This window comes from Bradyrhizobium liaoningense, from assembly GCF_018130825.1.
GTDB lineage: Bacteria > Pseudomonadota > Alphaproteobacteria > Rhizobiales > Xanthobacteraceae > Bradyrhizobium > Bradyrhizobium liaoningense_B.
This window is the reverse complement of the sequence record NZ_JAFCJS010000001.1, coordinates 1,526,308-1,549,030: the sequence shown is the minus strand read 5'-3', so window position 1 is coordinate 1,549,030 and position 22,723 is coordinate 1,526,308. Positions and strand designations below refer to the sequence as shown.

Annotated in this window: 23 protein-coding genes; 2 read left to right on the top strand and 21 right to left on the bottom strand. The window is 64.7% G+C overall.

Going from position 1 to position 22,723, the window contains the following annotated elements:
• Position 1: 1 nt before the first annotated feature.
• The 4 genes from JQ603_RS07600 to JQ603_RS07585 form a co-directional block, all read right to left on the bottom strand.
• Positions 2 to 901 carry an NAD(P)-dependent oxidoreductase gene (locus tag JQ603_RS07600; protein ID WP_212337813.1) on the bottom strand — a complete coding sequence of 300 codons (900 nt, stop codon included), beginning with the start codon at positions 899 to 901 and terminating at the stop codon, positions 2 to 4.
• Positions 902 to 905: 4 nt separating this feature from the next.
• On the bottom strand, positions 906 to 1,655 hold the full coding sequence (locus tag JQ603_RS07595; RefSeq protein WP_212337812.1) for an SDR family NAD(P)-dependent oxidoreductase: 750 nt from the start codon (positions 1,653 to 1,655) through the stop codon (positions 906 to 908).
• 97 nt (positions 1,656 to 1,752) lie between these two features.
• Positions 1,753 to 2,958, bottom strand: coding sequence for an ABC transporter substrate-binding protein (locus JQ603_RS07590; RefSeq protein WP_212337811.1), 1,206 nt, complete (start codon positions 2,956 to 2,958; stop codon positions 1,753 to 1,755).
• Positions 2,959 to 3,038: 80 nt separating this feature from the next.
• A complete protein-coding gene (locus JQ603_RS07585) occupies positions 3,039 to 3,851 on the bottom strand; it encodes an HpcH/HpaI aldolase/citrate lyase family protein (RefSeq protein WP_212337809.1) in 813 nt (270 codons plus the stop codon).
• 111 nt (positions 3,852 to 3,962) lie between these two features.
• Here JQ603_RS07585 and JQ603_RS07580 point away from each other — a divergent pair, with 111 nt between their 5' ends.
• Both JQ603_RS07580 and JQ603_RS07575 read left to right on the top strand, forming a co-directional pair.
• Entirely contained in the window at positions 3,963 to 4,646 is a 684-nt protein-coding gene (locus tag JQ603_RS07580) for a GntR family transcriptional regulator (protein ID WP_211410102.1), read from the top strand.
• A complete protein-coding gene (locus JQ603_RS07575; protein ID WP_212337807.1) occupies positions 4,643 to 5,218 on the top strand; it encodes a cysteine hydrolase family protein in 576 nt (191 codons plus the stop codon). The genes JQ603_RS07580 and JQ603_RS07575 overlap by 4 nt, the downstream gene beginning before the upstream one ends.
• A 39-nt stretch (positions 5,219 to 5,257) precedes the next feature.
• Here JQ603_RS07575 and JQ603_RS07570 read toward each other — a convergent pair whose 3' ends face one another.
• The 17 genes from JQ603_RS07570 to JQ603_RS07490 form a co-directional block, all read right to left on the bottom strand.
• Positions 5,258 to 6,274: an ABC transporter substrate-binding protein gene (locus JQ603_RS07570; protein ID WP_212337805.1), complete on the bottom strand. Its 1,017-nt coding sequence runs from the start codon at positions 6,272 to 6,274 to the stop codon at positions 5,258 to 5,260.
• Between the two features lie 39 nt (positions 6,275 to 6,313).
• A complete protein-coding gene (locus JQ603_RS07565; protein ID WP_212337803.1) occupies positions 6,314 to 7,105 on the bottom strand; it encodes an ABC transporter permease in 792 nt (263 codons plus the stop codon).
• Positions 7,102 to 7,929 carry an ABC transporter ATP-binding protein gene (locus tag JQ603_RS07560; protein ID WP_212337801.1) on the bottom strand — a complete coding sequence of 276 codons (828 nt, stop codon included), beginning with the start codon at positions 7,927 to 7,929 and terminating at the stop codon, positions 7,102 to 7,104. Before JQ603_RS07560 ends, JQ603_RS07565 begins: the two co-directional genes overlap by 4 nt.
• Before the next feature lie 53 nt (positions 7,930 to 7,982).
• On the bottom strand, positions 7,983 to 8,834 hold the full coding sequence (locus JQ603_RS07555; RefSeq protein ID WP_212337799.1) for an FAS1-like dehydratase domain-containing protein: 852 nt from the start codon (positions 8,832 to 8,834) through the stop codon (positions 7,983 to 7,985).
• A 23-nt stretch (positions 8,835 to 8,857) separates the two neighbouring features.
• Positions 8,858 to 10,048 (bottom strand): CaiB/BaiF CoA transferase family protein, encoded by a 1,191-nt coding sequence (locus JQ603_RS07550; RefSeq protein WP_212337797.1) that lies wholly within the window; start codon positions 10,046 to 10,048, stop codon positions 8,858 to 8,860.
• Complete coding sequence (locus JQ603_RS07545) at positions 10,045 to 11,244, bottom strand: CaiB/BaiF CoA transferase family protein (protein ID WP_212337796.1); 1,200 nt, start codon at positions 11,242 to 11,244, stop codon at positions 10,045 to 10,047. The genes JQ603_RS07550 and JQ603_RS07545 overlap by 4 nt, the downstream gene beginning before the upstream one ends.
• A gap of 93 nt (positions 11,245 to 11,337) precedes the next feature.
• Positions 11,338 to 12,543 (bottom strand): FAS1-like dehydratase domain-containing protein, encoded by a 1,206-nt coding sequence (locus tag JQ603_RS07540; protein ID WP_212337794.1) that lies wholly within the window; start codon positions 12,541 to 12,543, stop codon positions 11,338 to 11,340.
• A 36-nt stretch (positions 12,544 to 12,579) separates the two neighbouring features.
• Positions 12,580 to 13,470, bottom strand: coding sequence for a succinate--CoA ligase subunit alpha (locus tag JQ603_RS07535; protein WP_212337793.1), 891 nt, complete (start codon positions 13,468 to 13,470; stop codon positions 12,580 to 12,582).
• Positions 13,467 to 14,603: an ATP-grasp domain-containing protein gene (locus JQ603_RS07530; RefSeq protein ID WP_212337792.1), complete on the bottom strand. Its 1,137-nt coding sequence runs from the start codon at positions 14,601 to 14,603 to the stop codon at positions 13,467 to 13,469. Before JQ603_RS07530 ends, JQ603_RS07535 begins: the two co-directional genes overlap by 4 nt.
• A gap of 458 nt (positions 14,604 to 15,061) precedes the next feature.
• A complete protein-coding gene (locus JQ603_RS07525) occupies positions 15,062 to 16,537 on the bottom strand; it encodes an aldehyde dehydrogenase (RefSeq protein WP_212338254.1) in 1,476 nt (491 codons plus the stop codon).
• Between the two features lie 94 nt (positions 16,538 to 16,631).
• Positions 16,632 to 17,432: an N-acyl homoserine lactonase family protein gene (locus JQ603_RS07520; RefSeq protein ID WP_212337791.1), complete on the bottom strand. Its 801-nt coding sequence runs from the start codon at positions 17,430 to 17,432 to the stop codon at positions 16,632 to 16,634.
• A gap of 8 nt (positions 17,433 to 17,440) precedes the next feature.
• A complete protein-coding gene (locus tag JQ603_RS07515; protein ID WP_212337790.1) occupies positions 17,441 to 18,385 on the bottom strand; it encodes a Bug family tripartite tricarboxylate transporter substrate binding protein in 945 nt (314 codons plus the stop codon).
• An 86-nt stretch (positions 18,386 to 18,471) separates the two neighbouring features.
• The gene (locus JQ603_RS07510; protein ID WP_212337789.1) at positions 18,472 to 19,362 is read right to left on the bottom strand and encodes an NAD(P)-dependent oxidoreductase; all 891 of its coding nucleotides are present in this window, start codon (positions 19,360 to 19,362) and stop codon (positions 18,472 to 18,474) included.
• A 32-nt stretch (positions 19,363 to 19,394) separates the two neighbouring features.
• On the bottom strand, positions 19,395 to 20,102 hold the full coding sequence (locus JQ603_RS07505) for an ABC transporter ATP-binding protein (protein WP_212337788.1): 708 nt from the start codon (positions 20,100 to 20,102) through the stop codon (positions 19,395 to 19,397).
• On the bottom strand, positions 20,095 to 20,856 hold the full coding sequence (locus JQ603_RS07500) for an ABC transporter ATP-binding protein (RefSeq protein WP_212337787.1): 762 nt from the start codon (positions 20,854 to 20,856) through the stop codon (positions 20,095 to 20,097). Before JQ603_RS07500 ends, JQ603_RS07505 begins: the two co-directional genes overlap by 8 nt.
• Positions 20,853 to 21,839, bottom strand: coding sequence for a branched-chain amino acid ABC transporter permease (locus JQ603_RS07495; RefSeq protein ID WP_212337786.1), 987 nt, complete (start codon positions 21,837 to 21,839; stop codon positions 20,853 to 20,855). The genes JQ603_RS07500 and JQ603_RS07495 overlap by 4 nt, the downstream gene beginning before the upstream one ends.
• On the bottom strand, positions 21,836 to 22,705 hold the full coding sequence (locus JQ603_RS07490; protein WP_245003501.1) for a branched-chain amino acid ABC transporter permease: 870 nt from the start codon (positions 22,703 to 22,705) through the stop codon (positions 21,836 to 21,838). The genes JQ603_RS07495 and JQ603_RS07490 overlap by 4 nt, the downstream gene beginning before the upstream one ends.
• Between the last annotated feature and the right edge of the window lie 18 nt (positions 22,706 to 22,723).

The following is a 22,723-nucleotide window of genomic DNA, read 5'->3' as shown; positions in this document are numbered from 1 at the left end:
CTCACCCCTGCCCTTCGCCGGGCACGCCGCCCTGCTCGATGAACTCGATCACGCCGGGGAAATAGCGGCCCGACAGTCCGTGCCGGCACGCCGCGTCGTAATAGCGGCGCGCAAGCTCGGCAACGCCGGGACGGGTGCCGGTATCGGCGGCGAGCTGAAGCACATAGTCAAGGTCCTTCAGCACGTATTCCGGCGGAAAGGCTTTTGCCGGAAAGTTGCGCGGCAGCATCGCCTTGGTGCCGTGATTGCGCAGCACGAAGCTGTCGCCCGACCCCTTCGACACCGCGCTGAGCAGCGTCTCGGGCTTCACGCCGGCGCGCTCGCCGACCACCATCATCTCGGCCAATGCCAGCGTGTGCTCGAACACCAGCGCGTTGTTGATCAGCTTGACGACTTGGCCGCAGCCGACCTCACCGCAATGGGTGACGTCGGAGCCGATATAATCGAGCAGCGGCTTGATCTCTGCGAACACGGCCGCCTCAGCACCGACCATGATGCTGAGCTCGCCGCGCTGCGCGGCCTCCCGCGTGCGCGCCACCGGCGCGTCCGCGAAGGCGAAGCCCTTGGCCTTCAGGCGATCGGAGACGCTACGCGCCAGCGCGACCGGCGTGGTGCTGAGATCGACGATCGTCGTCCCCGGCCGCGCGGCCTGCGCGATCGCGGACGAGACCGCCTCCACCTGAGGTCCGCCCGGCAGCGACAGGAAGATGACATCCGCGGCGGCGGCAAGCGCGTCGAGCGAGGCGGCTGCTTCCGCTCTGGTGTCGGAGAGCGCGGCGATCGCCGCCGGATCGCGGTCGAGCATCAGCACACGGCCGGCATGCTTCTTCGCCATGTTCCTGCACATCGGCCCGCCCATGACGCCGAGGCCGATGAAGCCGATGGTCTTCGCTGCGCTCATGGGCCTAATCCATCAACATGCCGCCATTGACGTCGAGCACCGTGCCGGTGATCCAGTTCGACGCCGGCGAGCAGAGGAACAGAATGCTCTGCGCGATATCCTCGGGCTGGCCGAACCGCCCCAGCGGCACGGCGCCGTTCGGCGACGGCGCGGCGCGATCGGTGACAGTCGCCCACATCGGCGTCTCGACCGGACCCGGTGCGATGATGTTGGCGTAGACGCCCTTGGCAGCGCCGTTCTTGGCGACCCATTTCATCAGGCCATGCACGGCGGACTTCGCCGCGACATAGGCCGGGCCCGACGCGACGCCGCCGATCTTGGCGGCGATCGAGCCGAGCGCAACGATCTTGCCGAAGCCACGCTCGGCCATGACGGGATAGAGCTTGCGCACGGGATTGACCGTGCCCATCAGGTTGACGGCGAGGATCCTGTCCCACTCTTCATCAGTCGACTGCGGCAGCGGCGTATTGGCGATCGTGCCGGCGCAGAGCACGAGGATGTCGATCTTGCCGCGCGCCTTCAGCTCCGCGTCGATCAACCTCTCGACGGCCGCACGATCCGTCACGTCGCAGCGGCGATAGCTCGCCTTTTCCGGAAACTTGCCGCCGTCTTCGACGATGTCGGTGGCGATGACATCGGCGCCGGCGGCGCAGAACGCGGCAACCACGGCGCGGCCGATGCCGCCGGCGGCTCCCGTGATAAGGGCAGTTTGTCCGTCGAGACGCGAGGGCCCGCTCAAGGGCGATCCAGCCATGTCGTGCTTTCCTTGTTTTTCTTGCCTTGTTTTTCTTGGTAGTTGAGACGAGCAGCGGGCGACCGCGTCTTGCGGTCACCCGCTGAAAACGATTGGCTCAGGCCGGCTTGGCGTCGAAGGCCACTGCCGGATAGGGCTTGAAGTCGCGCACCATGACGAACGAGCCCTGCGCTTGCAGGATCGCTTCCTGACGCGTGCCGCGGTGATCGGCGCCGGTGAAGGTCACCTTGCGGGCGCCGCCGACCGAGGCGTTGCGCAGCGTGTTGCCCGCCTCGACCAGATTGGCGCGCGTGATCGGCTTGCCGCTGTCGACCAGCGCGCCGAAGATGCTGCCGAACAGCGCGGCATTGCTCCAGCCGTTGAGCCCGAACACGCCGACCGGATCGTTCGGATAGTACTTCGTCACGGCGTCACGATAGGCCTTGATCTCGGGTTCGGCGCTGTCGACCGGCAGCAGCCACGAGGAGAAGTAGACGCCGTTGAGGAGATCGCCGGTCAGCTTGTAGGTCGCGGGATCGGCGGTGAAGAAGGGCGCAAACCAGGTCAGCTTGACGCCCTGGCGGTCGGCCGCCTTCAACGCGGCCGCGAGATTGGCATTGGAGCCGAACAGGATCGCCGCCTGCGCCTCGGAATTGGCGATGCGGCGGATGTGCGGGGTGAAGTCGGTGGTCTTCACCTCGAATGGGACCGACTCCGCCGGCGTGAGCTTGTTGGCCTCCATGAAGAGATCGAAGCCGCGTTTGGCCGAACGGCCGAGCTCGTCATTCTCCCACAGCAGCGCGATCTTCTTCAGCTTGAGATCGTTGACAGCGAACTCGGCATTGGAGGCCGCTGACCAGCCGTAATCGGGCAGAAGCGGAAAGATGTTCGGCTCGGCGAAGAAGGCGCTGGCGCCGCCGATCGGCCCGATCATGGCGAGGCCGTTTTCCTTGGCGTAGGGAATGACGGCGACATTGGTGGCGGTGCCCACCGCGGCGACCAGTGCGAAGATGTGATTGTCCTCGACGAGGCGCCGGACGGCGGCAACGCTGCGCGCGGGATCGTAGCCGTCATCGAGCGTCACGTAGTTGATCTTCCAGCCCTTGATGCCGCCGGCCTCGTTGACGCTCTTGAAATAGGCGTCGGCGGCGTGGGTCAGGATTGCGTAGAAGGGGACCGGCCCCGTGACCGGCGTGAACCCGCCGATGGTGATGGTCTTGGTGGCGGCATCGACGCCGATCTCGTCGGCAAGGAGCGATGAGCCGGGATAGGCCGACGCCAGCGCGGCGGCGCCCGACAGCTTGAGAAAGTCACGCCTCTTCATAGGCCCTCCCCGATATTTGTTTTTCTCCGATGATCTTTAGAGGGAGGAACCGACTCGGTCAAGAAAAAATGCATTATGCATTATGTCGCGCCGGACGCGGTGCCGGCCAGGATCAGCTCGGCGCGGCGGATGACCGGAGCATCGATCATCTTGCCGTCCAGCGCCACCGCGGCGCCGTTGGCACCTTCGGCGACCTCCAGCACCCGGCGGGCCCAGACGACTTCATTGGCCGTGGGCAGGAAGGCCTCGTTGACCAGCTTGACCTGGGCCGGATGGATGCAGAGCTTTGCGGCAAAGCCCAGCGCCTTGGCGCGGCCGACCGCCGCGCCGAAGGCCGCAGAATCCGTCCACGATGTCGTCACGCCGTCGATCGGCGGAGCCAATCCGGCCAGCCGCGATTCCAGCACGATTTGCAGGCGAACCGGATCGAGCTCCTGTGCGGTCTCGGTCACGCCGGCATCGATGCCGAAGTCGAGATTGCCGAAGGCGAATTGCGAGACCAGACCGCTCTTGCCGATACTCCGCAGCTCCGCATAACCCCTGACCGTCTCTATCAGCGCGATGACCTGGCAGGGCCGATCCAGCGATCCCACCAGGCGATTGATCGCGCCGGGCTCAGCCTTCGGCAGCATCAACCTGGTCACGCCAGCGCGGCGGATCATGTCCATGTCGGCCGCGAAGAACGGAGTATCGGCACCGTTCACGCGTACGATCGCGTCGGTCCGCCCGCTCCACTGCGCGATGAAGCCGCGCGCCGCACCCTTGTCGGCTGGCGCCACCGCGTCCTCGAGATCAAGAATGACCTGGTGCGCGCCCGACGCGGCCGCCTTGTCGAACCGCTCGGGTCGGTTGGCCGGGACAAACAGGAAGGAGCGGGACAAAGCTCTGGACATTAGGCCTCAACCTCGATTATGCATCATGCATTATCGTTTGTACTTCTATCCTCCCCGAGGTGCCGCGTCTATGGTGGTCGCGGGCAAATCAGGCGGGGGCAGCGGCATCCAATGGAATATCGGACGAAAGAGGAGCAGGTCGCCGACTATCTCCGCGAGGGCATCATCTCGGGGCGGTTGCCGCGCGGCGCCCGGCTGAAGCAGACGGAGATCGCGCAGGAACTCAAGATCAGCATCACGCCGGTTCGCGAGGCGCTGAAGCTGCTCGAGGCGGAAGGCTATCTCGCGAGCGACTCCTACCGCGGCGCGACCGTGGCGCCGTTCGACGTCGAAGCCTCCACCGAGATCCTGAAGCTGCGGATCACGCTCGAGACCCAGCTGGTCGAAAGCGCCGTGCGCAACATCACTGCCGAGGAGATCGCGGAGCTGCGCGAGCTGGCGCGGCAGTTCGAGGAGGCCGCGCTCGCCAATGACAGCACGTCGGCGCGCGGCATCAACTACCGCTTCCATCGCCGCATGTACGATTTCGCGCGGTTGCCGAAGACGCTGCATTTCGTGCAGGTGCTGTGGGCGCAATATCCGTTCGACGTCATCAATCGCATCGGCGGCCGTGCGGTACGCGCTGCCAAGGAGCACAACGAGCTCCTGAAGAACGTGATCGAGGGCGACGCTGCGAGCGCCATGCTCACGATGCGGCAGCACATCGAAACCGGCTGGACCGAGCTGCGCAACAGCATGCCGGCCAGGTCCGAAAATCCAGTCAAATCGAAGAGCTCTGAGAAGGAGACGCTATGAAGCCGATGCTGCTCGTCATGGATATGCTGAACGACCTCGTCCACGAGAACGGCGCGGGTGCAAAGACATATGTCCCGCTGATGAAGGAGCGTGACGTGCTTGGCCGCACCAAGGCGCTGATCGCGAAGGCGCGCGCCGCCGGTGCGCTGATCGGCTATGTCCGCGTCGGCTTCTCGCCCGACTATCGGGAATGCCCGCCCAATTCGCCGATCTTCTCCCGCGCCAAGGGCGCCGGCCTGTTCAAGCTCGGCACCTGGGGCACCGAGGTGCATCCCGATCTGAAGCCGGAGGCCGGTGATTTCGACATCATCAAGCACCGGGTGAGCCCGTTCTACGGTACCTCGCTGGAGCCGATCCTGCGCGCCCATGGCGTGACCGATCTGATCCTCACCGGCGTCTCCACCAACGGCGTGGTCCACACCGGGGCGCGCGAAGCGCACGACCGCGACTATGCCTGCACGGTGTTGGAAGACTGCTGCGCCGGCGGCACCGCGGACGAGCACGAGAGCGCGTTGCGCTGCCTCGCCCGCTTCGCGGCGATCAAGACCAGCGCCGATGTGAGCTTCGGCTGAGCGACCCTCTCCCACTCCTCCTGGGGTGAGGTAAAGAAGCTAGGTCCCAAGCCAGCGCGGGTTGATCGCCTGCTGATAGGTGACGCCGCGCACGGCGTCGCTGAATTTCAGCTCGAACTCGATATTGTGCGCGAACTGCTGCTCCGACAATGTCGGCGGCACCGAGACCGTCATGCGCTGATCCGACACCGTGTGCTTGATCAGCTCGACATTCGTCTGCTGAAAATATTTGTCATGCAGCAGCTGTCCGGCGGTAGCAGGATCATTCCGGATCAGCTCCGATGCCCTGGCCATGCCGCGGACCAGCGATGCAGCGACCTCCGGGTTCTTGTCGAGAAAATCCGGCCGGCCGCACAGCACGGTGTAGAGAAAATTCTCGATGCCGGGCACCTCTCCGTGCGACGGGCGCGCCGCCCAGACCGCGAGGCCGTCCTCCACCGCCTGGTTGTTGGCAGGCGCCGTCGTGTTGAAGCCATCGATCTGGCCGGAGCGTAGCGCCAGATACATCTTGTCGAGCTTGACCACCGTGAGGCTGACATCCTTTTCGGGATCGAGTCCACCCAGCGAGAGGAGATAGCGCCAGATCTTGTCGGTGCCGCTGCCGCGACCGGAGATCGCGAGCGTCAGGCCCTTCATGCGAGCCATGCGCTCCTTCAGCGGCATCTCCGGTGCAAGGCCGATCTTCTCGGCCGTCTTCCGGCTGATCACGGCGTCGCTCGCATATTGCGACATCAGCGGCGCGAAGGCGTTGATCTTCTGGCCCTTGGCGACGGCGAGGATCACGTCGCTCATCACGAGACCGGCAACGTCGACGCTGCCGCCAAGGATCGCTGCCATGCTGTTGGTGCCGCTGCCGGTGTCGATCAGGCTGACGTCAAGGCCCGCGTCCTTCATGAAGCCCGCCGCCGTTGCCACCAGCAGCGGCAGATAAGCGAACGTGTAGCCGCCGATCGCGATCGTGACCGGCCTGCCTGCGCCTTGCGCCTGGCCTCGCGTGATCGCGCCGGCCAGCGCGCCTCCGGCCATACCACCCAGCATCGTCCGACGCGTGATCATGATGTGCTCCCTTGTCTTGTTGTTGTGACCGTCTCCCTCTCAGCGCCAGCGGAAGATCCAGCTCTCCAGCCGTCCGAGCGCTTCATTCAGCAGCGTGGTGACGAGCATCAGCGCGAACAGCGCGGCGAACACGCCGGCAGTGTCGAGCTGCCCCGCCGAGTTTTGCGTGAGGTAGCCGATGCCGGCATTGGAGGCCATCATCTCGGCCGCGACCGCGCCGACGAAGCCGTAAGGCAGCCCAAGCTTCAATCCGGTGAACAGCCATGGCAGCGCCGACGGAAAGATCACCATGCGTTGGACCGCGAATTTGCCTCCGCCCATGGTGCGGAGCGCATCGACCATCTTCTGGTCGACCTCGCGCACGCCACGCAGGGTCGAGAAGAACACCAGGAAGAAGACGCTGATCGCGGCCAGCACGATCTTCGGCGCGAGCCCGATGCCGAACCACATGATGAAGAGCGGCGCGAGCGCGACCTTGGGCACGCCGTACACCGCCGTGACGAACGGATCGACCGTGCGATGCAGGGTGTCGCTCGCACCGACCAGCAACGCGAACAGCACGCCGGCCGTCGCCCCCAGCACGAACCCCGCGAACGTTTCCTTGAAGGTGATCATCAGGTGATAGCCGAGCTGGCCGCTCACCGTCCATGCCACCAGCGTCCTGAACACGGCTGCCGGGCTGCTGACCCAGAACGGGTCGAGCAGCGGACCCGACGCGACCTGCCAGATCGCCAGCATCGCAATCAGGAAGATCACGCGATAGAGCCACACGCGGCTGGATGGGCTGAGGGCCGGTTCGGCCTGCGTCTCGGACAGTGCCTCTGTGCTCATGACGGCCGCCTCACTGGCGCTTCCAGGGCGGCCCAGAGCCGGCGGTAATGCTCCTCGAATGCGGGATGGAATCGCACCTCGTGCACCTCGCGCGGCCTCGGGATGGCGATCGGCTCGTCGAGCCTGATCTGGCAGGGACGCGGTGAGAACACCAGGACGCGATCGGCGAGCGTGATCGCCTCGACGATGTCGTGGGTCACGAACACCACGGTCTTGCGCCGCGCCGACCACAATTTCAGAAGCTCGGCCTGAAGCACCAACTTGAGCTGGGCGTCGAGCGGCCCGAACGGTTCGTCCATCAGCAGCACCGGCGGATCGTAGATCAACGTGCGGGCCAACATCGCGCGCTTGCGCATGCCGCCGGAAAGCTGGCTCGGATAATGCCGCTCGAAGCCCTCGAGGCCGACCTGCGCGATCAAGTCGCGCACGCGCGCGGCGATCTCGGTGCGGTCGACATTGCGCAGCTCCAGTGGGACGGCAACGTTCTGCTCGACCGTCCGCCACGGCAGCAGGCTGTCATGCTGCGTGAGATAGCCGATCCCGGTGTTGGCCGCAGCAACCGGCGCGCCCTGACACAGCACGGCCCCCGCGGTCGGCCGATCGAGGCCGGCGAGCAAATTCAGCACGGTCGATTTGCCCGATCCGCTCGGACCGACAATGGCGAGAAACTCACCATTGTTGAGAGAGAAGTTCAATCCGCTGAGAACCTCGACCCGGCCGTTGCGCGAGCTGAAGGTCTTGCCGACGCCGCGCAGCTCGACCGCGGGCGTGCACTCCGCCTCGCATCCTTGCGCAGGGACAACAGACAGGTGCGCCGATCTCATCGCCTTGACCTCCCCTGCACTCTTTTTGTTATCGCCCGCTCCGAAAGCAGCTCTCAGACCTGTGCGGCTGCCCGCATCGCGAGCGCACCGTTGGGGCTACTCGCCCAGAGATCCAGCACGCTGGCGTCGCTCTTGCCTTCCAGCCTGAAGGCCGAGCTCACGAACAGCGGCGAGACGCCCCTGAATTCGAACGACTTGAGCGGCCTTCCAGCATGCTTTGCCGCAAAGCCTTGCAGCAGCGTCGCCGTCAGGGGCCCGTGCACGACGAGATCGGGATAGTTTTCTTCAGCCCGCGCATAGGCTTGATCGTAGTGGATGCGATGCCCGTTCGACGTCAGCGACGAGTAGCGGAACAGGAGCACGGTGTCGGGCCGGAATTCCTCCGACCAAGCGGCATCCTGTGGAGCGGGCGTGGCCGCAGGCGCAGGCGCTCCCGGCGCCGCCGCCTCGCGATAGACGATGTCCTGCTCCTCGGTGATGCACACGGCGCCGTCGCAGGAGATGCTGTGGCTGACGGTCACGAACACCAGCTGTCCGGCACGGCCGGACTTAGCCTCGACCTTGAGAATGGTGCTCTCGCGCACGCCTTCCCCGCCGATGGTCAGCGGCTTGTGATAAGTGAGCCGTCCGCCGGCCCACATGCGGCGCGGCAGCGACACCGGCGGCAGGAAGCCGCCGCGCTTGGGATGGCCGTCCGTTCCGAGCTCATGGCGCGGCACGAAGCGATTGAAGAAGATCCAGTGCCATCCCGGCGGCAGCGGCGCGCCGGCCGCATGGTGTCCCTCGATGCCGAGCGTGGCGCCGAGCGCTGCGACACGGTCGGGCGCGATCTGCTCCCGGATCGTCTCCTTGCGACCGACCCAGGCCTGCCAGTCTTCTCCGGTCAGCGCTTGCCTCTCGCTCATCACGGCAACTCCACTTCAAGCGGTCAATAAATCACCTGCTGATCCATCAGGCTCTGGCGTTCCTCGCGGCTTAGGCCGAGCAGCTCGCCGAACACGTAATCCTCGTCTTCGCCGAGACGCGGCGTGCCGCGCGTCATGCCGACGTCGGACCTCGAAAAACGGATCGGCGCCTTCAGCGCCGCGCGACGGTGGCCGGTCCCATCCTCGACATCGATGACGGCTCCGCGCGCACGCAGATGCCGGTCATGCGCAATGTCTTCCATGTTGCAGGACACGTGCGCCGCGATCCCGGCAGCCTGCAACATGCGCTCGGCCTCGCCGGCCGTGCAGGCCATCGTCCAATGCTCGATTTCGCCGTGCAGCGGCCGCCGGTGCTCGTGCCGACTTGCGGCGCTCTGAAACCGTGGATCAGCCAGAAGATGCGGCGCATCCATCAGCTTCGCCAAGGCCTGCCATTCGTCATCGGAACGGACCGCGATGGTCAGCCAGCGATCTTCGTCGCGGGTCCGGAACACGCCGTGCGGCGCCATCCGCGGATGATCGTTGCCGATCCGCACCGGGCTTCCTCCCGCCGCGGCGAACAGCAACGCCTCGCCCACCAGCGAGCAGGCAACTTCGCGCGCGCTCACGTCGACATGTCCGCCACGGCCTGTGCGACGCAGGCGATACACGGCGGCCACCGCCGCCATCGCCGCATTCATGCCGACGCTGTGATCCATCACATGCCGCATCTCGACCGGCGGGCCGTCTTCGTAACCCGTGAGATAGCCAAGCGCACCCCAGGCTCCGAACAGCGGCGCATAGCCGGCGAAATGCGAATCCGGGCCGCTCTGGCCGGACGAGGACACGGACACCATCACCACCGACGGCTTCAGCGCGGCCAGCGCGGCATAACCGAGACCGAGCCGCTCCATCACGCCGGGCCGGAAACTCTCGCAGACGAGGTCGCTTGCGCCGACGAGCTTCCTGGCCAGCGCGACGCCCCTGGCGTCCTTCAGATTGATGCGCACCGAGAGCTTGTTGGACGCGACCTGATCGAAGCTCGCCGGCCCCATCCGGCCATAGACCGGATGCGGCTTTCGGAAGATGTCGGGTCGCGCCGCGCTCTCGACCTTGATGCACTCCGCACCGAGCTGCGACAGGATGTGTGTGCAGAACGGACCCGCCGCGTGCAGCGTAAAGTCGGCGATACGAACTCCGGCGAGCGGTTTCATGAGGCCTCCGCAGCGACGCGCGACCGATCGCGGTGGCGGCTGGTCGTGATCAGATGCTGATGTTCGCCCAGCCGCGGCGGCCCGGCTTTCAAGCGCAGCGCCGCGCCATCGACGTGGAGCGGCGCCGACAGCACCGGCAAGGAGCCGGCACCCGGAATCTTCACCGGCTGAAACAGCTCCCGCGCGCGCTCGTGGTCGCCGGACAGCACTTCGGCAGGGCTCGCATATTTCGCCATGGGGACGCCGAGCGCCTGGGCTCGCGCGACGATATCCGCGGTCTGTTGTTCGCGTGCCCAGGCACGAACGGCGCGGTTGATCTCGGCACCACGACGGCTGCGCTCCAGTTGGTCCGCGAGTGCGGGGTCGAGCATCCAGTCCGGACGGCCCATCAGTTCGACCAGGCCGCGCCACTGCCGCTCCTCGAGCGTCAGCAGCTCGACATAGCCGTCGGCGCATTCGAGCACGCCGCCATACTTGAACGAGCGCGTGCGGCGGTGTTCCAACGAACCGTCGCCGAAACGCTGGAGCGCAAATGCGCCCACCGCAAGCGCGGCGTCCTGCACGGAGACATCGACGCTTTCGGCTCCACCATGCTCACGGCCGATCAACGCCGACAGCGCGCCGAGCGCCGCCACCACACCGCCCTGGTATTCGGCGAAATGCCCGTAGACTTTCAACGGCGGACGATCGGGGAAGAGCTCGGCGGCAAGGCCGTTGGGCAGCAGGAAGCCTTCGCCCGAGGCGTGAATCAGGTTGATCTCCTCGGCCTCCCAGCCGGCCTTCGGCCCGACGGCACCGAACGGCAGCACCGACACGTCGATCAGCTTTGGATACCGCGCCCGAAGAGACTGTTCGTCGAGTTCGAGGCCCGCACGTTCGTCGGTCTGCAGGTCGTGGATGAAGACATCGGCCGTCGCCAGCAGGGCGGACAGCCCTGCCCGCCCGCTTGCCGTTTCGAGATCGCAGATCACGCTCCTCTTTCCTGCAGCCAGGAAGGCGAACAGCGCGCTGGCTTCCCCCGCCGGCGGAAGAAACGGCGGCTCAAGACGAAGCGGATTGCCGTCCGGCGGCTCGATCAGAACCGTCTCGGCGCCGAGGGTCGAGAGCAGCCGGCCGGCGTAGCCAGCCGCAACTCCGCGCGAGAGCTCGACGACGGTCACCCCGGCGAGCAGCGGCGCAACGGCCTCGTCCATCATGGCAACGCTTCCCCTTTTTGTTATTGGCCGGCGTTTTCGGGAGCACGATGCGAGACTGCGTATCGTGCTCCCGGGACATTCTTGGCGTCCGCTCTAGCGGATCGTCGGCAGCTCCAGCTCGAGTGCCGAACCGTCGAAGAACACGCGGTTCTTCACCTCGCGCGACGGCAGCATCACGGTGGCAAGGCCGGGCGTGGTCAGTTCACCGCGCTGGTTCTCGCCCCAGATCTCGAGATCGACCAGCGCAAAACCGTCCTTGACGTACTTCTTGCTGACCTTGCCCTTGCACCAGGTCGAGTCGCCCATGGTGTTGAAGCGCCGCATCTCGGTGCGCACGCGCTTCAAGAACGCCGCATCGCCCATCCAGTTGGTAACGAGGCTCGCGAGCCAGGAGGAACGCTGCGGGCCGTAATCATAGGTGCCGGGAACGCCGACCTCCTTGGCAACGGACTCGCGGTGATGACCGATGCCGGTATATTCGATGCCGCCGCCGGCCTCGGGATTGCGGAAGAAATGACCGGGATGCTTGACGGCAGATTTCAGCACGATGCCGTGGGTGTGGCCGCGGCCGCAGCCGACGAGGAATCCCATCGTGTCCATCAGCGACAGCGGCCCGCGCACGATCGGCGGCAGTTCGTCACCGACGTTGACGTCCTCGAAGTAGCGGACCGCGGTGCCGCGCATCCGCTCGTCTTCCTTCAGGATCGCCTCGTCGAGCGCCGCGAACTCGTCCGCGGTGTATTCGTATGGCTTGACGTCCTTGTACTTGCCGGCATCGCGCGCGGCCTTGCGCTCGTGGCGGGTGCAGGTGCCGAGCGCGCGGGCCACGATGTCGCCGCGCTGATTGGAATAGGTCGCTTCGACATATTGCAGCACGAGGCGGCCGGAGAACTTGCTCTCCTTCTCCTCGATGCCGACGACGCGCTCGATCGCCGTGATGCGATCGCCGGGACGGATGTGGCGAAACAGCTCCCAGTCGTTGCCGGCGTAGAAGCCGTGCACACCGGGCAGGCCCCAGCGGGTCCGGCCGATCCAGCCGAACGCCATCGGAAACATGGGATGGGCGACATTGGTGCCGTAGCGACTCTGGCGTCCGTGCTCGGCATCGCGGTAGAGCGGATTGAGATCGCCGATGCCGTTGCAGAAATTGCGGATGGTGTCTTCGGTCGCATCCTGAAGGTACGGGCCTTCGGGGCGAAGCTGGAGACCGATCATGCTGCGCGCCTGCGCGATCGCCTCGTCGGTGATCTTTCCCTCCGCCGGTGCGTGACCGACCTCTTTTTCCATGACGTCTGCCATTGTGGTCTCCATTCCCTGTTATGAGTTTGAGGTTTGCTAGGCTGCGGGTTTCATCGCGCGGGCCAATGCGGAAGCCGCCGCAGCCGAAAGGCCGTCGAGGTCACGCGCGATCACCACGCCGGCGCGGTCGAGTGCCTCGACCTTGGCCGCCCAGCTATCGGCATAGGAGCCGATCATCGCGGCGGCATGTCCCATCTTCTTGCCGGCGGGCGCGGTGCGGCCGACCAGAAGCGCCGCCGACGGCTTTGCATCCGGTCGCTTTGCATAGTCGGCGAGCGCGTATTCTTCCGAGCCGCCGATCTCGCCGAGATAGATGATGGCGCGCGTCTCCGGATCGTCGTGGAACAGCGCGATGGCTTCAGCGGCATTGACGCCGCGCACCGGATCGCCGCCGATGCCGATGACGCTGGTCTGGCCGAAGCCGGCCTGCGACAGGCGGAAACAGGCCTCATAAGAGAGCGAGCCGCTTCGGGAGATCACGCCGATCGGCCCGGGCGCGTAGCAGAATGAGGGCATGAAGCCGAGCTTGGCCTTGCCGGGCGAAATCAGGCCGGGCGAATTCGGCCCGACCAGATGCGCGCCGTGCTCCAGCGCTGCCGCACGCATCTCCATGGCATCGAGCACCGGAAGCCCGTCGCCGGGATAGGCAATCAGCGGACAGCCTGCCTCGATCGTCTCCAGCACCGCGTCGAGCGCAACCATGGCCGGCACATAGATCAGCGCCGCATTGGCGTGCGTTTCCTGCATCGCAGCCGCGACGCTCGAAAACACCGGAATGCCTTCGATGGCCTGACCGCCGCGCCCCGGCGCCACGCCGGCAACGACCCTTGTGTGGCTCTGCGCGAGATCCTTCACCGAGAACGTCCCGAACTTGCCGGTGATGCCGACGATCAGCACGCGCGCATCGGAGTCGAGGAGAATGCTCATGACCGCGCTCCCGCAACTTTCTTCACGATGTCGGCGACGGCCATCTCCAGCGTCGCATGGTTGCGGTGGCCGGCTTCGCCGAGGATCGTCGTCGCCAGATCGCTGCGCGTACCGTTGAGGCGCAGCGTCACCGGCTTCGAGGACGCTCGCCTGGCCAGAAGCTCGACGAGGGTTCTCGCCACACGATCGGTGTGCAGCCCGCCACCGAACATGCTGACCAGAATGCCTTTCACGTTCGGTGCGCGGTCGAGCAGATCGAAGGCAAGCCCGAAGCCCGCCGGGGTCGGATTTCCGCTGACGTCGAGGAAGCAGGCCGGCTGCGCGCCGGCGCCGTCGATCGCGTCCATCGCGGCCATCGTCATGCCGGCGCCACCCGAGATCAGGCCGATCTCGCCGTCGAGCCAGACCAGCATCAGGTTGGCCTCTTCGCACAGCCGGATCTCGCGCTCGGCCTTGTCGCGCGCGGTCGCAATGGTCGCCGCGGTTGCGGCTCTGCGGAAGGCGGCGGCCTCGTCGAGGACGACCTTGGCGTCCGCCGCGATCAACGCGCCGCCGCGGGAGACGACCAGCGGATTGATTTCGACCGTCGTGCATTCGTTGGCCTGGGCGATCTCGAGCAGGCGCCGCGCCGTGGAGATCACGCGCTCGCGCACCTTGGCATCGCTCTCCACGGGCTCGAGGAGCGCACGAAAGGCGTGGGCGCGGAAATTGCGGGCGAGCCCGACCGGATAGCTCAGCGGCGGCGGTCCATCCTCGATGTTAATCCCGCCGCGCGGCGAATAGAGCACGCTAAACCCGCCGACGCGGCTGTCGATCGCCACTGCGAGATAGAGCTCGCGCTCGATGTCCAGCCAGGATTCAACCAGCACGGACGCTGGCGCCTCGCCGCCGAACCGCATTCCCATGATGGCAGCGAACGCGCTTTCCAGTTCAGCCGGAGAATTCGCCTTTTGAATCCCGCCGGCCTTGCCGCGCCCTCCGGCGGCGACTTGCGCCTTCACGGCAACCGGGAAATCGACCCGGCAATCGCGGACCTCGTCCAGCGATCGGAGCTCGTGGCTTGAAGGTGTGGTGACGGCAGCGGCGCGCAGCAGCGCCTTGCCCTGGGCTTCGGTGACCAACATGAAATGCATAATGCATTCTATTTGGCGGCGGTCAACGCCTGATTCCTGAGATTTTCAGCGATATTTGGAGATGAGGGCCGAAAATTCGCAAAAACGGGCACGTGCAGACCGTGAAAGCCGCCTTGAGTCCTGCAGATAATGCATTTTATTGGCTCGGTCGCCGACGACGGGCCGCTAGCCCCCTCCCTGCTGGCCGACGTTGCTTGGACGAGGAAATTGCCTCTCCGTCCTCATCCGCGAGGCGTCGATCGTGCGATGTGCCAGGGAAAGGAGCTCCGCAGCCATGTTGACCGCGGAGCACAAGTCCAGGGAGGAGACGCCCAGAAGGGCGACGGCGATCTCATCGACCGCCGCTTGTCTCCAGAAAGACCAACGACGTCTCTGGAGATTGCAGGGAGCGGCATTCGCGCCGCTCTATTCACGAAATATTCTTGCCCTTGTCTCTCAGACGATTTGCGATGTTCGCCTCACATCTTGAGAGCGAACGGATCACGCTCTTCGTTTGAAAAATCGATCATGACGTTCTTGGTCTGCAGGAATTCGTCCAGTGCCGCGACGCCGCGCTCCTTGCCAAATCCGGAATCCTTGAACCCGCCGAAAGGAGCCATGGCGCTGGAGGCACGGTAAGTGTTCACCCAAACAGTTCCTGCGTGGACCGCCCGCGAGACGCGCAACGCGCGCGACAGGTTCGTCGTCCAGACTCCGGACGCCAAGCCATACTTGCTGTCGTTCGCAATACTGATCGCCTGTTCCTCGGTGTCGAAGGGAATGATCGAGAGCACGGGCCCGAACACCTCTTCCTGGGCAATCGTCATCCTGTTCTCGACAGCGGTGAAGATGGTCGGCTCGATGAAGAGACCCTTCCCCAGATCACCGCCTGTCGCAGGCTTTCCGCCGCAAGCGAGAACCGCTCCCTCCTTCTGGGCATCGCCGATGCATTTGAGGATCCGGTCGAACTGCGGCTCGTTCGCCACCGTTCCCATATCGGTCGTCTTGTCCAAGGGGTTGCCCAGCCTGATCTTCCGAGCGCGGGCGACGAGCCGCTTCACGATCTCATCATGGATCGAACGCTGAACAAGCAACCGCGAGCCAGCGATGCAGGTTTGCCCCGTTGCACCGAAAATGCCGGCGAGAGCACCAACCGTCGCCTTATCGAGATCCGCATCCTCGAATATCACGTTGGGAGACTTTCCACCCAGCTCGAGCGTCACCGGGACAAGCGAGCGCCCGGCCTCCGCTGCAATCTGTCGACCGACATTCGGGCTCCCCGTGAAACTGACCCGATCGATTCGGTCGCCCGTGAGCAGCGCCTGCCCCGTCCTGTAGTCGCCGGTCACGACGTTGACGACACCGGCCGGAAAGCCGGCCTCCCGGACCAGTTCGGCGAATTCCAGCGTCGTCACGGACGCATGCTCGGATGGCTTGATGACGACGCAATTGCCAGCCGCGAGCGCCGGAGCGAGCTTGTTGGCGAGCAGGCCCATCGGCGAATTCCAGGCGGTGATGAGAACCGCAACGCCGATCGGCTCCCGACGCGTGAAGTCGAACACATCGCGCTGGTCCAGCGGAATGGTGTCGCCAAAGATCTTGTCGGCGCAGCCCGCGAAAAACCGGTAGGCGCGCGCGGCAAAATGCATCTGCCCGTGCGTCTCGCGGATGATCTTGCCGTTGTCGGTGCTCTCCATGATGGCCATGCGCTCGGCTTGCGCGTCGAGCAAATCGGCCAGCCTGTTCAGCAAATTCGCCCGGGCGAGCCCGGTCGTCTTGCTCCAGACGGCGTCATAGGCTCTCCTGGCTGCCGCGATCGCATCGGCGACCTGCGCGGAGGTCGCCTGCGGCACCAACGCCCATTCCTCGCGGCTATAGGGATTGATGGCGGAAAACCATTCCTGGTTCGCCGCGGTCACCGTTTCGTTGGCGATGGCAATCCCGTACTTCTTCATTGGCATGATCCGTCATCTCCGCAATTGGCGAATTGTTGTGTGTCCGGTCCGGACAGCACGTCCCGCGCTGGCCTTCTTCTCGATTGATTGGGTTTCAGGCGGGATGTCCGATCGGATCGGCGTCCAATCGCGCGATCCCGTCGAGCCCTTCGCGCGCGGCAGGGAATAGCGACAGCACCTGCCGGTCGTGGCCTGGAATGATGTGGGACGGGCTGTCGGCCAGTTTCTGGATGACCGCGAATCCGTTCAGCATCTGCTTCATGTCGAACAGCACCGGGAATGGCCGACGCTGCAGGATGTTGGCGTAATAGTGCGAAGCGTCGGAGGCGAGCACGACGTGCCCGCGGCGCGTCTTCACCCTCACGACCTGGAGTCCTGCGGTGTGGCCGCCCAGCCAATGCAGCGATATTCCGTCGTCGAAATCGGAATTTGGATCGTGAAGGGTCACGCGGCCTTCGAAGTTTCGCCTGACGATGTAACTGACATCCTCCGCGTTATACGCCCTGCTTTGCTGGGCATCGCACATGCAGCGGCCGGTGCAGAAATGCATCTCGCGCTCCTGCACGTGATAGCGGGCCTGCGGAAACAGATCGTGATTGCCGGCATGGTCCCAGTGCATGTGGGTCAGGATGACGTCTTTGACGCTCTCGGGGGTGATCCCGATCTGCTTCAGCCCCTCGGCGACCGGTCGCGTGACGGCATAGTTGCGCGCCTTGCCGGCCCTCTCGTCGAAGCCGGTATCGACGACCACCGTACGGTCCCGGCCAACCAGCGCCCAGACGAAGAAGTCCAATGGCATCGGGGTGCCCGGCGCGTCGTTCTCGATGAAGTTCTCCGACGAGCGACGCTCGTCCTTCCTGGCGTACCGGATCGCGTAGATTTCATACTCGGACATGTCATCACTCACTGGCGCTCGATGCCGGCTTCCCTCGTTGTCGTCGCCCATAGCTCCATGTCATCCTTGACATGCTTGGCGAAATCCGCCGGCCCGATCCACTGCGCCTCGAAGCCGATATCGGCGAGGCGTTTGCGGATCTCGGGTTCTGCGAGCACCTCGCGCACGCCTTCGGCGAGTTTTGCAACGATCTCGGGCGGCGTATCCTTGGGAGCAAAGAGCCCGCTCCATGCGGAAATATTGATGAACGTGACACCTCCCTCCTTCATGGTCGGGATATCGGGGAAACGCGACGCGCGGTCCGGACTTATGGTCGCGAGCGCGCGGGCCTGACCGGCCTCGACCTGGGAGACCGCGGGCGCCATATCCATGAATGTCATGGACACGCGTTGTGCGATGATGTCGGTGACGACTTGCGGGCTGTTTCGATAGGGGACGGCGGCAATGTCGATCCCCGCCCGCCGCTTGAACGCTTCGCCGGATAGTTGGCCAAGCGCATTGGCATATCCGAACGTCAGAGTGCCGGGCTTGCTCTTCGCGAGGGCCACGAGGTCGGCCACGTTCTTGACCGGCAATCCGGGGTCGATGATCAGAAAATACGGAAACAGGCCAAACTGCGAAATCGGGGCAAAGTCGGCGACGGGATCGTATTGGATCGATTTCAGCATGCTGGGATTGGCCGCGTGCGTGGACGTGCCGCCGACCAGCAATGTGTAGCCGTCAGGCGCGGAGCGCGCGGCAGCCGTCGCACCCAGCGCCCCGTTCGCGCCGACCCGGTTGTCGATGACGATCGTCGTCTTCAGCAGCTCAGACAGCCGCTGAAACACGATGCGCGCAACGCCGTCGGTGCCGCTGCCGGGGGCGAACGGGGCGATGACGGTGATGCGCTGCGAGGGATAGCTTTCCGCCGCGGCTGCCTGGTTCCAATGTGAAACGAACAGCGCGATCGCCAACACCAATACCCGCACAGAACCCTCCCATTGATCGTCTTCTATTGCTTGAACCTGCGAGGCGGCGCCCGGCCGCCGTCGCATATCGATCACGACTTCTTCGCGCGCTCGATGATCTTGACGATGACCGGCCAGTAATTGGCGCCAAAGCCGGCTCGAGAGGCTTCAGTCAGAAGACTGGCGCCGAGCGCCGCTTCCCTCGCCTCGATCCCTGCGTCCTTTGCCATATCGAGCGCGTAGGAAACGTCCTTGTGCATATAATCGGTCGAGAACACCCGCTCCGGAAACTCCTGAGCCAACACCGCCTTGTAACCGTGATTGCGCAGCGCAAAGCTGTCGGCCGAGCCCTTGGAGAAGGCGTCGAACAAGGTTTCGGTGGATACGCCCGCCGACTTTGCGATCGCGGCGGCTTCACACAGCGCGGTCACGGTCCCGACCACGACCATGTTGTTGAGGATCTTCACCACCTGGCCCGATCCGACGTCGCCGCAATGGGTCACTTCGCTGGCAAAACAGCGCAGCAACGGCTCGATGCGCGCGAACACCTCCGCGGTCGCCCCCACTGAAATCGCAAGCGTCCCCGCTTCGGCCGCCGCCCGCGTCCGTGCAACGGGCGCATCGGCATAGTCGGCTCCCTTTGCGCCGAAGGCGCCGGCCAGCTCGCGGGTCAGTTTCAGCGGGCTGGTCGAGAGATCGACGATGGTCTGGCCGGCGCGGGCGAACTCCAGGAGCCCTCCCGGCATCTCGCATATCTTCTTCAGGTGCTCGCCGCTCGGCATGGAAATGAAGACGACATCGGCTTTGGCGAGTCCCGCGATCGAGCCGGCGTCGACCGCGCCGGCTTGAACCAGGCGCGCCACGGGCTCGGTGTTGATGTCGTGGATCAGGACCTTCTGCTTCGTCTTCTGCACGAGGTGCCGGCACATGGGTTCACCCATGACGCCCAAGCCGATGAAGCCGAAAGTCGAAGAGCCAGTCATAACAAAACTCCGGAATTTTTGGACAGACACATTCAGATGCCGAGATAGGCGCGCCGCACGTAATCGCTGGCCAGAAGATCCTTGCCCTTCCCGCTCAGCGCGACCGCGCCGGTCTCCAGCACATACGCATCGTTGCAGAGATTCAATGCAAGCTTTGCATTCTGCTCGACCAGGATGATCGACATGCCGATATCGCGGTTGATCTCGACGATGATGCGCGCGATCTCGTCGACAATGATCGGAGCCAACCCGAGCGACGGTTCATCCAGCAGCAACAGCCGCGGCCTGGCCATCAGCGCGCGGCCGATGGCCACCATCTGCTGCTCGCCGCCCGACAGCGAACCGGCCATCTGGCCCCTTCGCTCCACGAGGCGGGGAAAATATCCGTAAATCTGGTCCAGCGTCTTTCTCTGGTCCGCCTTGTCCCTCTGCGAATAGCCACCCACCAGAAGATTGTCGAGCACACTCATCTGCGGGAACACACGCCGTCCTTCGGGCGACAGTGCGATACCACGCCCAACGCGCTGCGGCGCGGAGGCCCCATCGATGCGCTTGCCGTCGAAATAGATCTCTCCGCCACTCACGGGCTTCAGGCCGATGATGGCCTTCATCGTGGTGGTCTTGCCCGCTCCGTTCGAACCGATGAGGGAGACGATCGCTCCGTCGGCGACGGACAGGCTCAAGTTGCGGACCGCCGTGAGCGGACCGTAGGCGACGTTTATTCCGCGAACGTCAAGCATGGACCGCTTCCTTGCCGAGATATGCCTCGATCACGACCGGGTTCGAGACGACTTCCGCAGGCGTTCCCTGTGCGATCAGCGTCCCGTGATCGAGCACCACGACGCGATTGCAGAGGCCCATGACGGTACGCATGTGATGCTCGACCATCACCATCGTGACGCCACGCTCGGACTTGACCCGGCGGAGAACCGAGGCGAGCTCGGCCGCCTCCTCCGGATTGAGGCCGGCGACCGGCTCATCGAGCATCAGGAGCCTGGGCTCGCTGGCAAGCGCGATTGCGACGCCGAGGCGGCGCTGCTCGCCATAGGACAGTTCGCGTGCCTTCAGGCCGGCGCGGCGTGTCAGCCCGAACAGATCGAGCACACGGTGCGCTTTTTCTTCGGCCGCCGCCCGCCATTTGTTCGAGAGAAACCCTCCCCACAGGCCGGTCAGCTTCGAGGCCAGCGTGCCACGCGCGACATTTTCGATGACCGTCGCCTCCGGGTAGATGGTCGCAGCCTGGAAGGTCCGCGAAAGCCCCTGGCGAACCGTTTGATTGGCCGGCTGCCCGGAAATGTCCCGCCCCAGGAACCGCACGATGCCCGCCGATGGACTGAGAACGCCCGAAATCACGTTGAACAGCGTGGTCTTGCCGGCGCCGTTCGGTCCGATGAGGCCGAGAAAGTCGCCCTCGTTGACCTCGAAGGATACGTTTCGAACGGCGACAAGACCGCCGAAGGAACGCTTCAAGCTATCGACTTCGAGCATGCTCATGGCACTTCCTCGGCCACGCGCGCAGCGCTGGTTGTCGTAGCCCGTTGGCGCGAACGCCAGGTCTGAATGAGGCTCGCGAGCCCGTTCGGAACGAACATCAGGCAGAGCACGAGCACGGCCCCGTAGATGATATGCTGCAGTCCTTCGGTGGAGCGGAGGAGCTCCGGCAGCGGCGTCAGCACGAGAACCCCGACGACCGGCCCCAGCACCCCGTCCCGTCCGCCCACGACCAGCATGGTCAGGTAGGAAACCGACTCCCAGAACGTATAAGAATCCGGCGAAATGAATCGGAGATAGTGCGTCGACAATGCACCGGCGAAGCCCGCGATGCCGGATCCGACCGTGAAGGCAATCACCTGGACGCGATGCGTATCGATGCCGCTCGATTCGGTGAGCCGCTGGTTCTCGGCGGTCGCCGCCATCATCGTACCAAGCGGCGAGCGATAGAGCAGCCAGGTCAACAGCAGCGTCGTCAGCGCACAAAAGAGCGCGAACGGATAGAATTGCGGCTTGGCGCGAAGGACGTAGCCGAAGATCGAAATCGGGGGCACGCCGACGAGGCCGTTTGCACCACCGGTGATCGAGCTCATGTCCAGCGCCAGCAGCACCGCGATCTGGCTGAACGCAAAGGCGACCAGCACGAAATACACGCCGCGCAAACGCAGGATGATCCAGCCAAGGGCCGCTGCGATGACGGCCGAGACGGCCGCAGCGATGAAGAGGGTCAGCAGGGGCGGCCAGCCCTTCATCGACAACAACGCCGAGACATATCCGCCGACCAGCGCAAAGCCGCCATGGCCCATGGACAGCTGCCCCGCCCGCGCGATGATGGCAAGGCCCAGCACGAGCATCAGGTTGATGCAGCCGACGGTCGCCAGATGGATATAGAACTGGTTCGGAGCGAACCAGGGCAGCAGCACGGCGAGACCGACGGCCACCGCAACTCCGACATAGGACATCGGCTTGGTTGTGGGAGGATTCACGCCTCACGCTCCTTTCGCCCCAGCAGGCCTTGCGGACGCAGCAACACGACGGCGATCACGACCAGGAATTGAAGGATCTCGGACAGCGAAGCGCTCACGAATGTGCCGGCGAAGCTCTCGATCAAGCCGATCAGCAATCCGCCCGCCACGGCGCCGGGAACGCTGCCGAGCCCACCGATGACGACGATCACGAAGGCTTTCAGCGTCGGCGCAAGTCCAATGAACGGAGAGACGGACAGGACCGGGGCCATGAGAACGCCAGCGAATGCCGCAAGGCTCACGCCCAGCACGAACGCGACGGGAAAGATGACGTCGACGCGGATGCCCTGCACCTGGGCGATCTCGGCGTCTTGGGCTACGGCGCGCATGGCCCGGCCAATCCTTGTATGGCCGATCAGCAGATTGAGCGACACGACGGCGACGATCGCTCCGATGATGACGACCAGTCGCGACCAGGGGAATACGATGCCGCCAACGGACAGCACCCCTGATACGACCGGCGGCACGGTGCGTGCGGACGATCCCCACATCAGCAGCGCGCTGTTCTGGAGGATGAGCGCGACGCCGACGGACGCGATCATCCCGTTCAGCTCGTTGCCGCGAAACTTGCGGAACACGATCCGCTCCATCAGCAGTCCCAGCAAGGCCGTGGCGCCGATGGCCAGCAGGACACTGATGGAGAACGGCAAACCGTTGCTGCCGTAAAGGATCGCGAACAGGAATGCGCCGGCCATGTAGAACTCGCCATGCGCGAAATTCACGATGCGCATGATGCCAAACACCATGGTGAATCCGATGGCCATCAGCACATAGATCATGCCGACCATAAGGCCGTTCACGATCGTCTGGACCAGGATGATATCCATGCTCACGGGATGACGACT

Bases quoted from the DNA above. Each gene is read 5' to 3' on its own strand.
- JQ603_RS07600 (WP_212337813.1), bottom strand. From the start codon at position 901: ATGAGCGCAGCGAAGACCATCGGCTTCATCGGCCTCGGCGTCATGGGC.
- JQ603_RS07595 (WP_212337812.1), bottom strand. From the start codon at position 1,655: ATGGCTGGATCGCCCTTGAGCGGGCCCTCGCGTCTCGACGGACAAACT.
- JQ603_RS07590 (WP_212337811.1), bottom strand. From the start codon at position 2,958: ATGAAGAGGCGTGACTTTCTCAAGCTGTCGGGCGCCGCCGCGCTGGCG.
- JQ603_RS07585 (WP_212337809.1), bottom strand. From the start codon at position 3,851: ATGTCCAGAGCTTTGTCCCGCTCCTTCCTGTTTGTCCCGGCCAACCGA.
- JQ603_RS07580 (WP_211410102.1), top strand. From the start codon at position 3,963: ATGGAATATCGGACGAAAGAGGAGCAGGTCGCCGACTATCTCCGCGAG.
- JQ603_RS07575 (WP_212337807.1), top strand. From the start codon at position 4,643: ATGAAGCCGATGCTGCTCGTCATGGATATGCTGAACGACCTCGTCCAC.
- JQ603_RS07570 (WP_212337805.1), bottom strand. From the start codon at position 6,274: ATGATCACGCGTCGGACGATGCTGGGTGGTATGGCCGGAGGCGCGCTG.
- JQ603_RS07565 (WP_212337803.1), bottom strand. From the start codon at position 7,105: ATGAGCACAGAGGCACTGTCCGAGACGCAGGCCGAACCGGCCCTCAGC.
- JQ603_RS07560 (WP_212337801.1), bottom strand. From the start codon at position 7,929: ATGAGATCGGCGCACCTGTCTGTTGTCCCTGCGCAAGGATGCGAGGCG.
- JQ603_RS07555 (WP_212337799.1), bottom strand. From the start codon at position 8,834: ATGAGCGAGAGGCAAGCGCTGACCGGAGAAGACTGGCAGGCCTGGGTC.
- JQ603_RS07550 (WP_212337797.1), bottom strand. From the start codon at position 10,048: ATGAAACCGCTCGCCGGAGTTCGTATCGCCGACTTTACGCTGCACGCG.
- JQ603_RS07545 (WP_212337796.1), bottom strand. From the start codon at position 11,244: ATGATGGACGAGGCCGTTGCGCCGCTGCTCGCCGGGGTGACCGTCGTC.
- JQ603_RS07540 (WP_212337794.1), bottom strand. From the start codon at position 12,543: ATGGCAGACGTCATGGAAAAAGAGGTCGGTCACGCACCGGCGGAGGGA.
- JQ603_RS07535 (WP_212337793.1), bottom strand. From the start codon at position 13,470: ATGAGCATTCTCCTCGACTCCGATGCGCGCGTGCTGATCGTCGGCATC.
- JQ603_RS07530 (WP_212337792.1), bottom strand. From the start codon at position 14,603: ATGCATTTCATGTTGGTCACCGAAGCCCAGGGCAAGGCGCTGCTGCGC.
- JQ603_RS07525 (WP_212338254.1), bottom strand. From the start codon at position 16,537: ATGAAGAAGTACGGGATTGCCATCGCCAACGAAACGGTGACCGCGGCG.
- JQ603_RS07520 (WP_212337791.1), bottom strand. From the start codon at position 17,432: ATGTCCGAGTATGAAATCTACGCGATCCGGTACGCCAGGAAGGACGAG.
- JQ603_RS07510 (WP_212337789.1), bottom strand. From the start codon at position 19,362: ATGACTGGCTCTTCGACTTTCGGCTTCATCGGCTTGGGCGTCATGGGT.
- JQ603_RS07505 (WP_212337788.1), bottom strand. From the start codon at position 20,102: ATGCTTGACGTTCGCGGAATAAACGTCGCCTACGGTCCGCTCACGGCG.
- JQ603_RS07500 (WP_212337787.1), bottom strand. From the start codon at position 20,856: ATGAGCATGCTCGAAGTCGATAGCTTGAAGCGTTCCTTCGGCGGTCTT.
- JQ603_RS07490 (WP_245003501.1), bottom strand. From the start codon at position 22,705: ATGGATATCATCCTGGTCCAGACGATCGTGAACGGCCTTATGGTCGGC.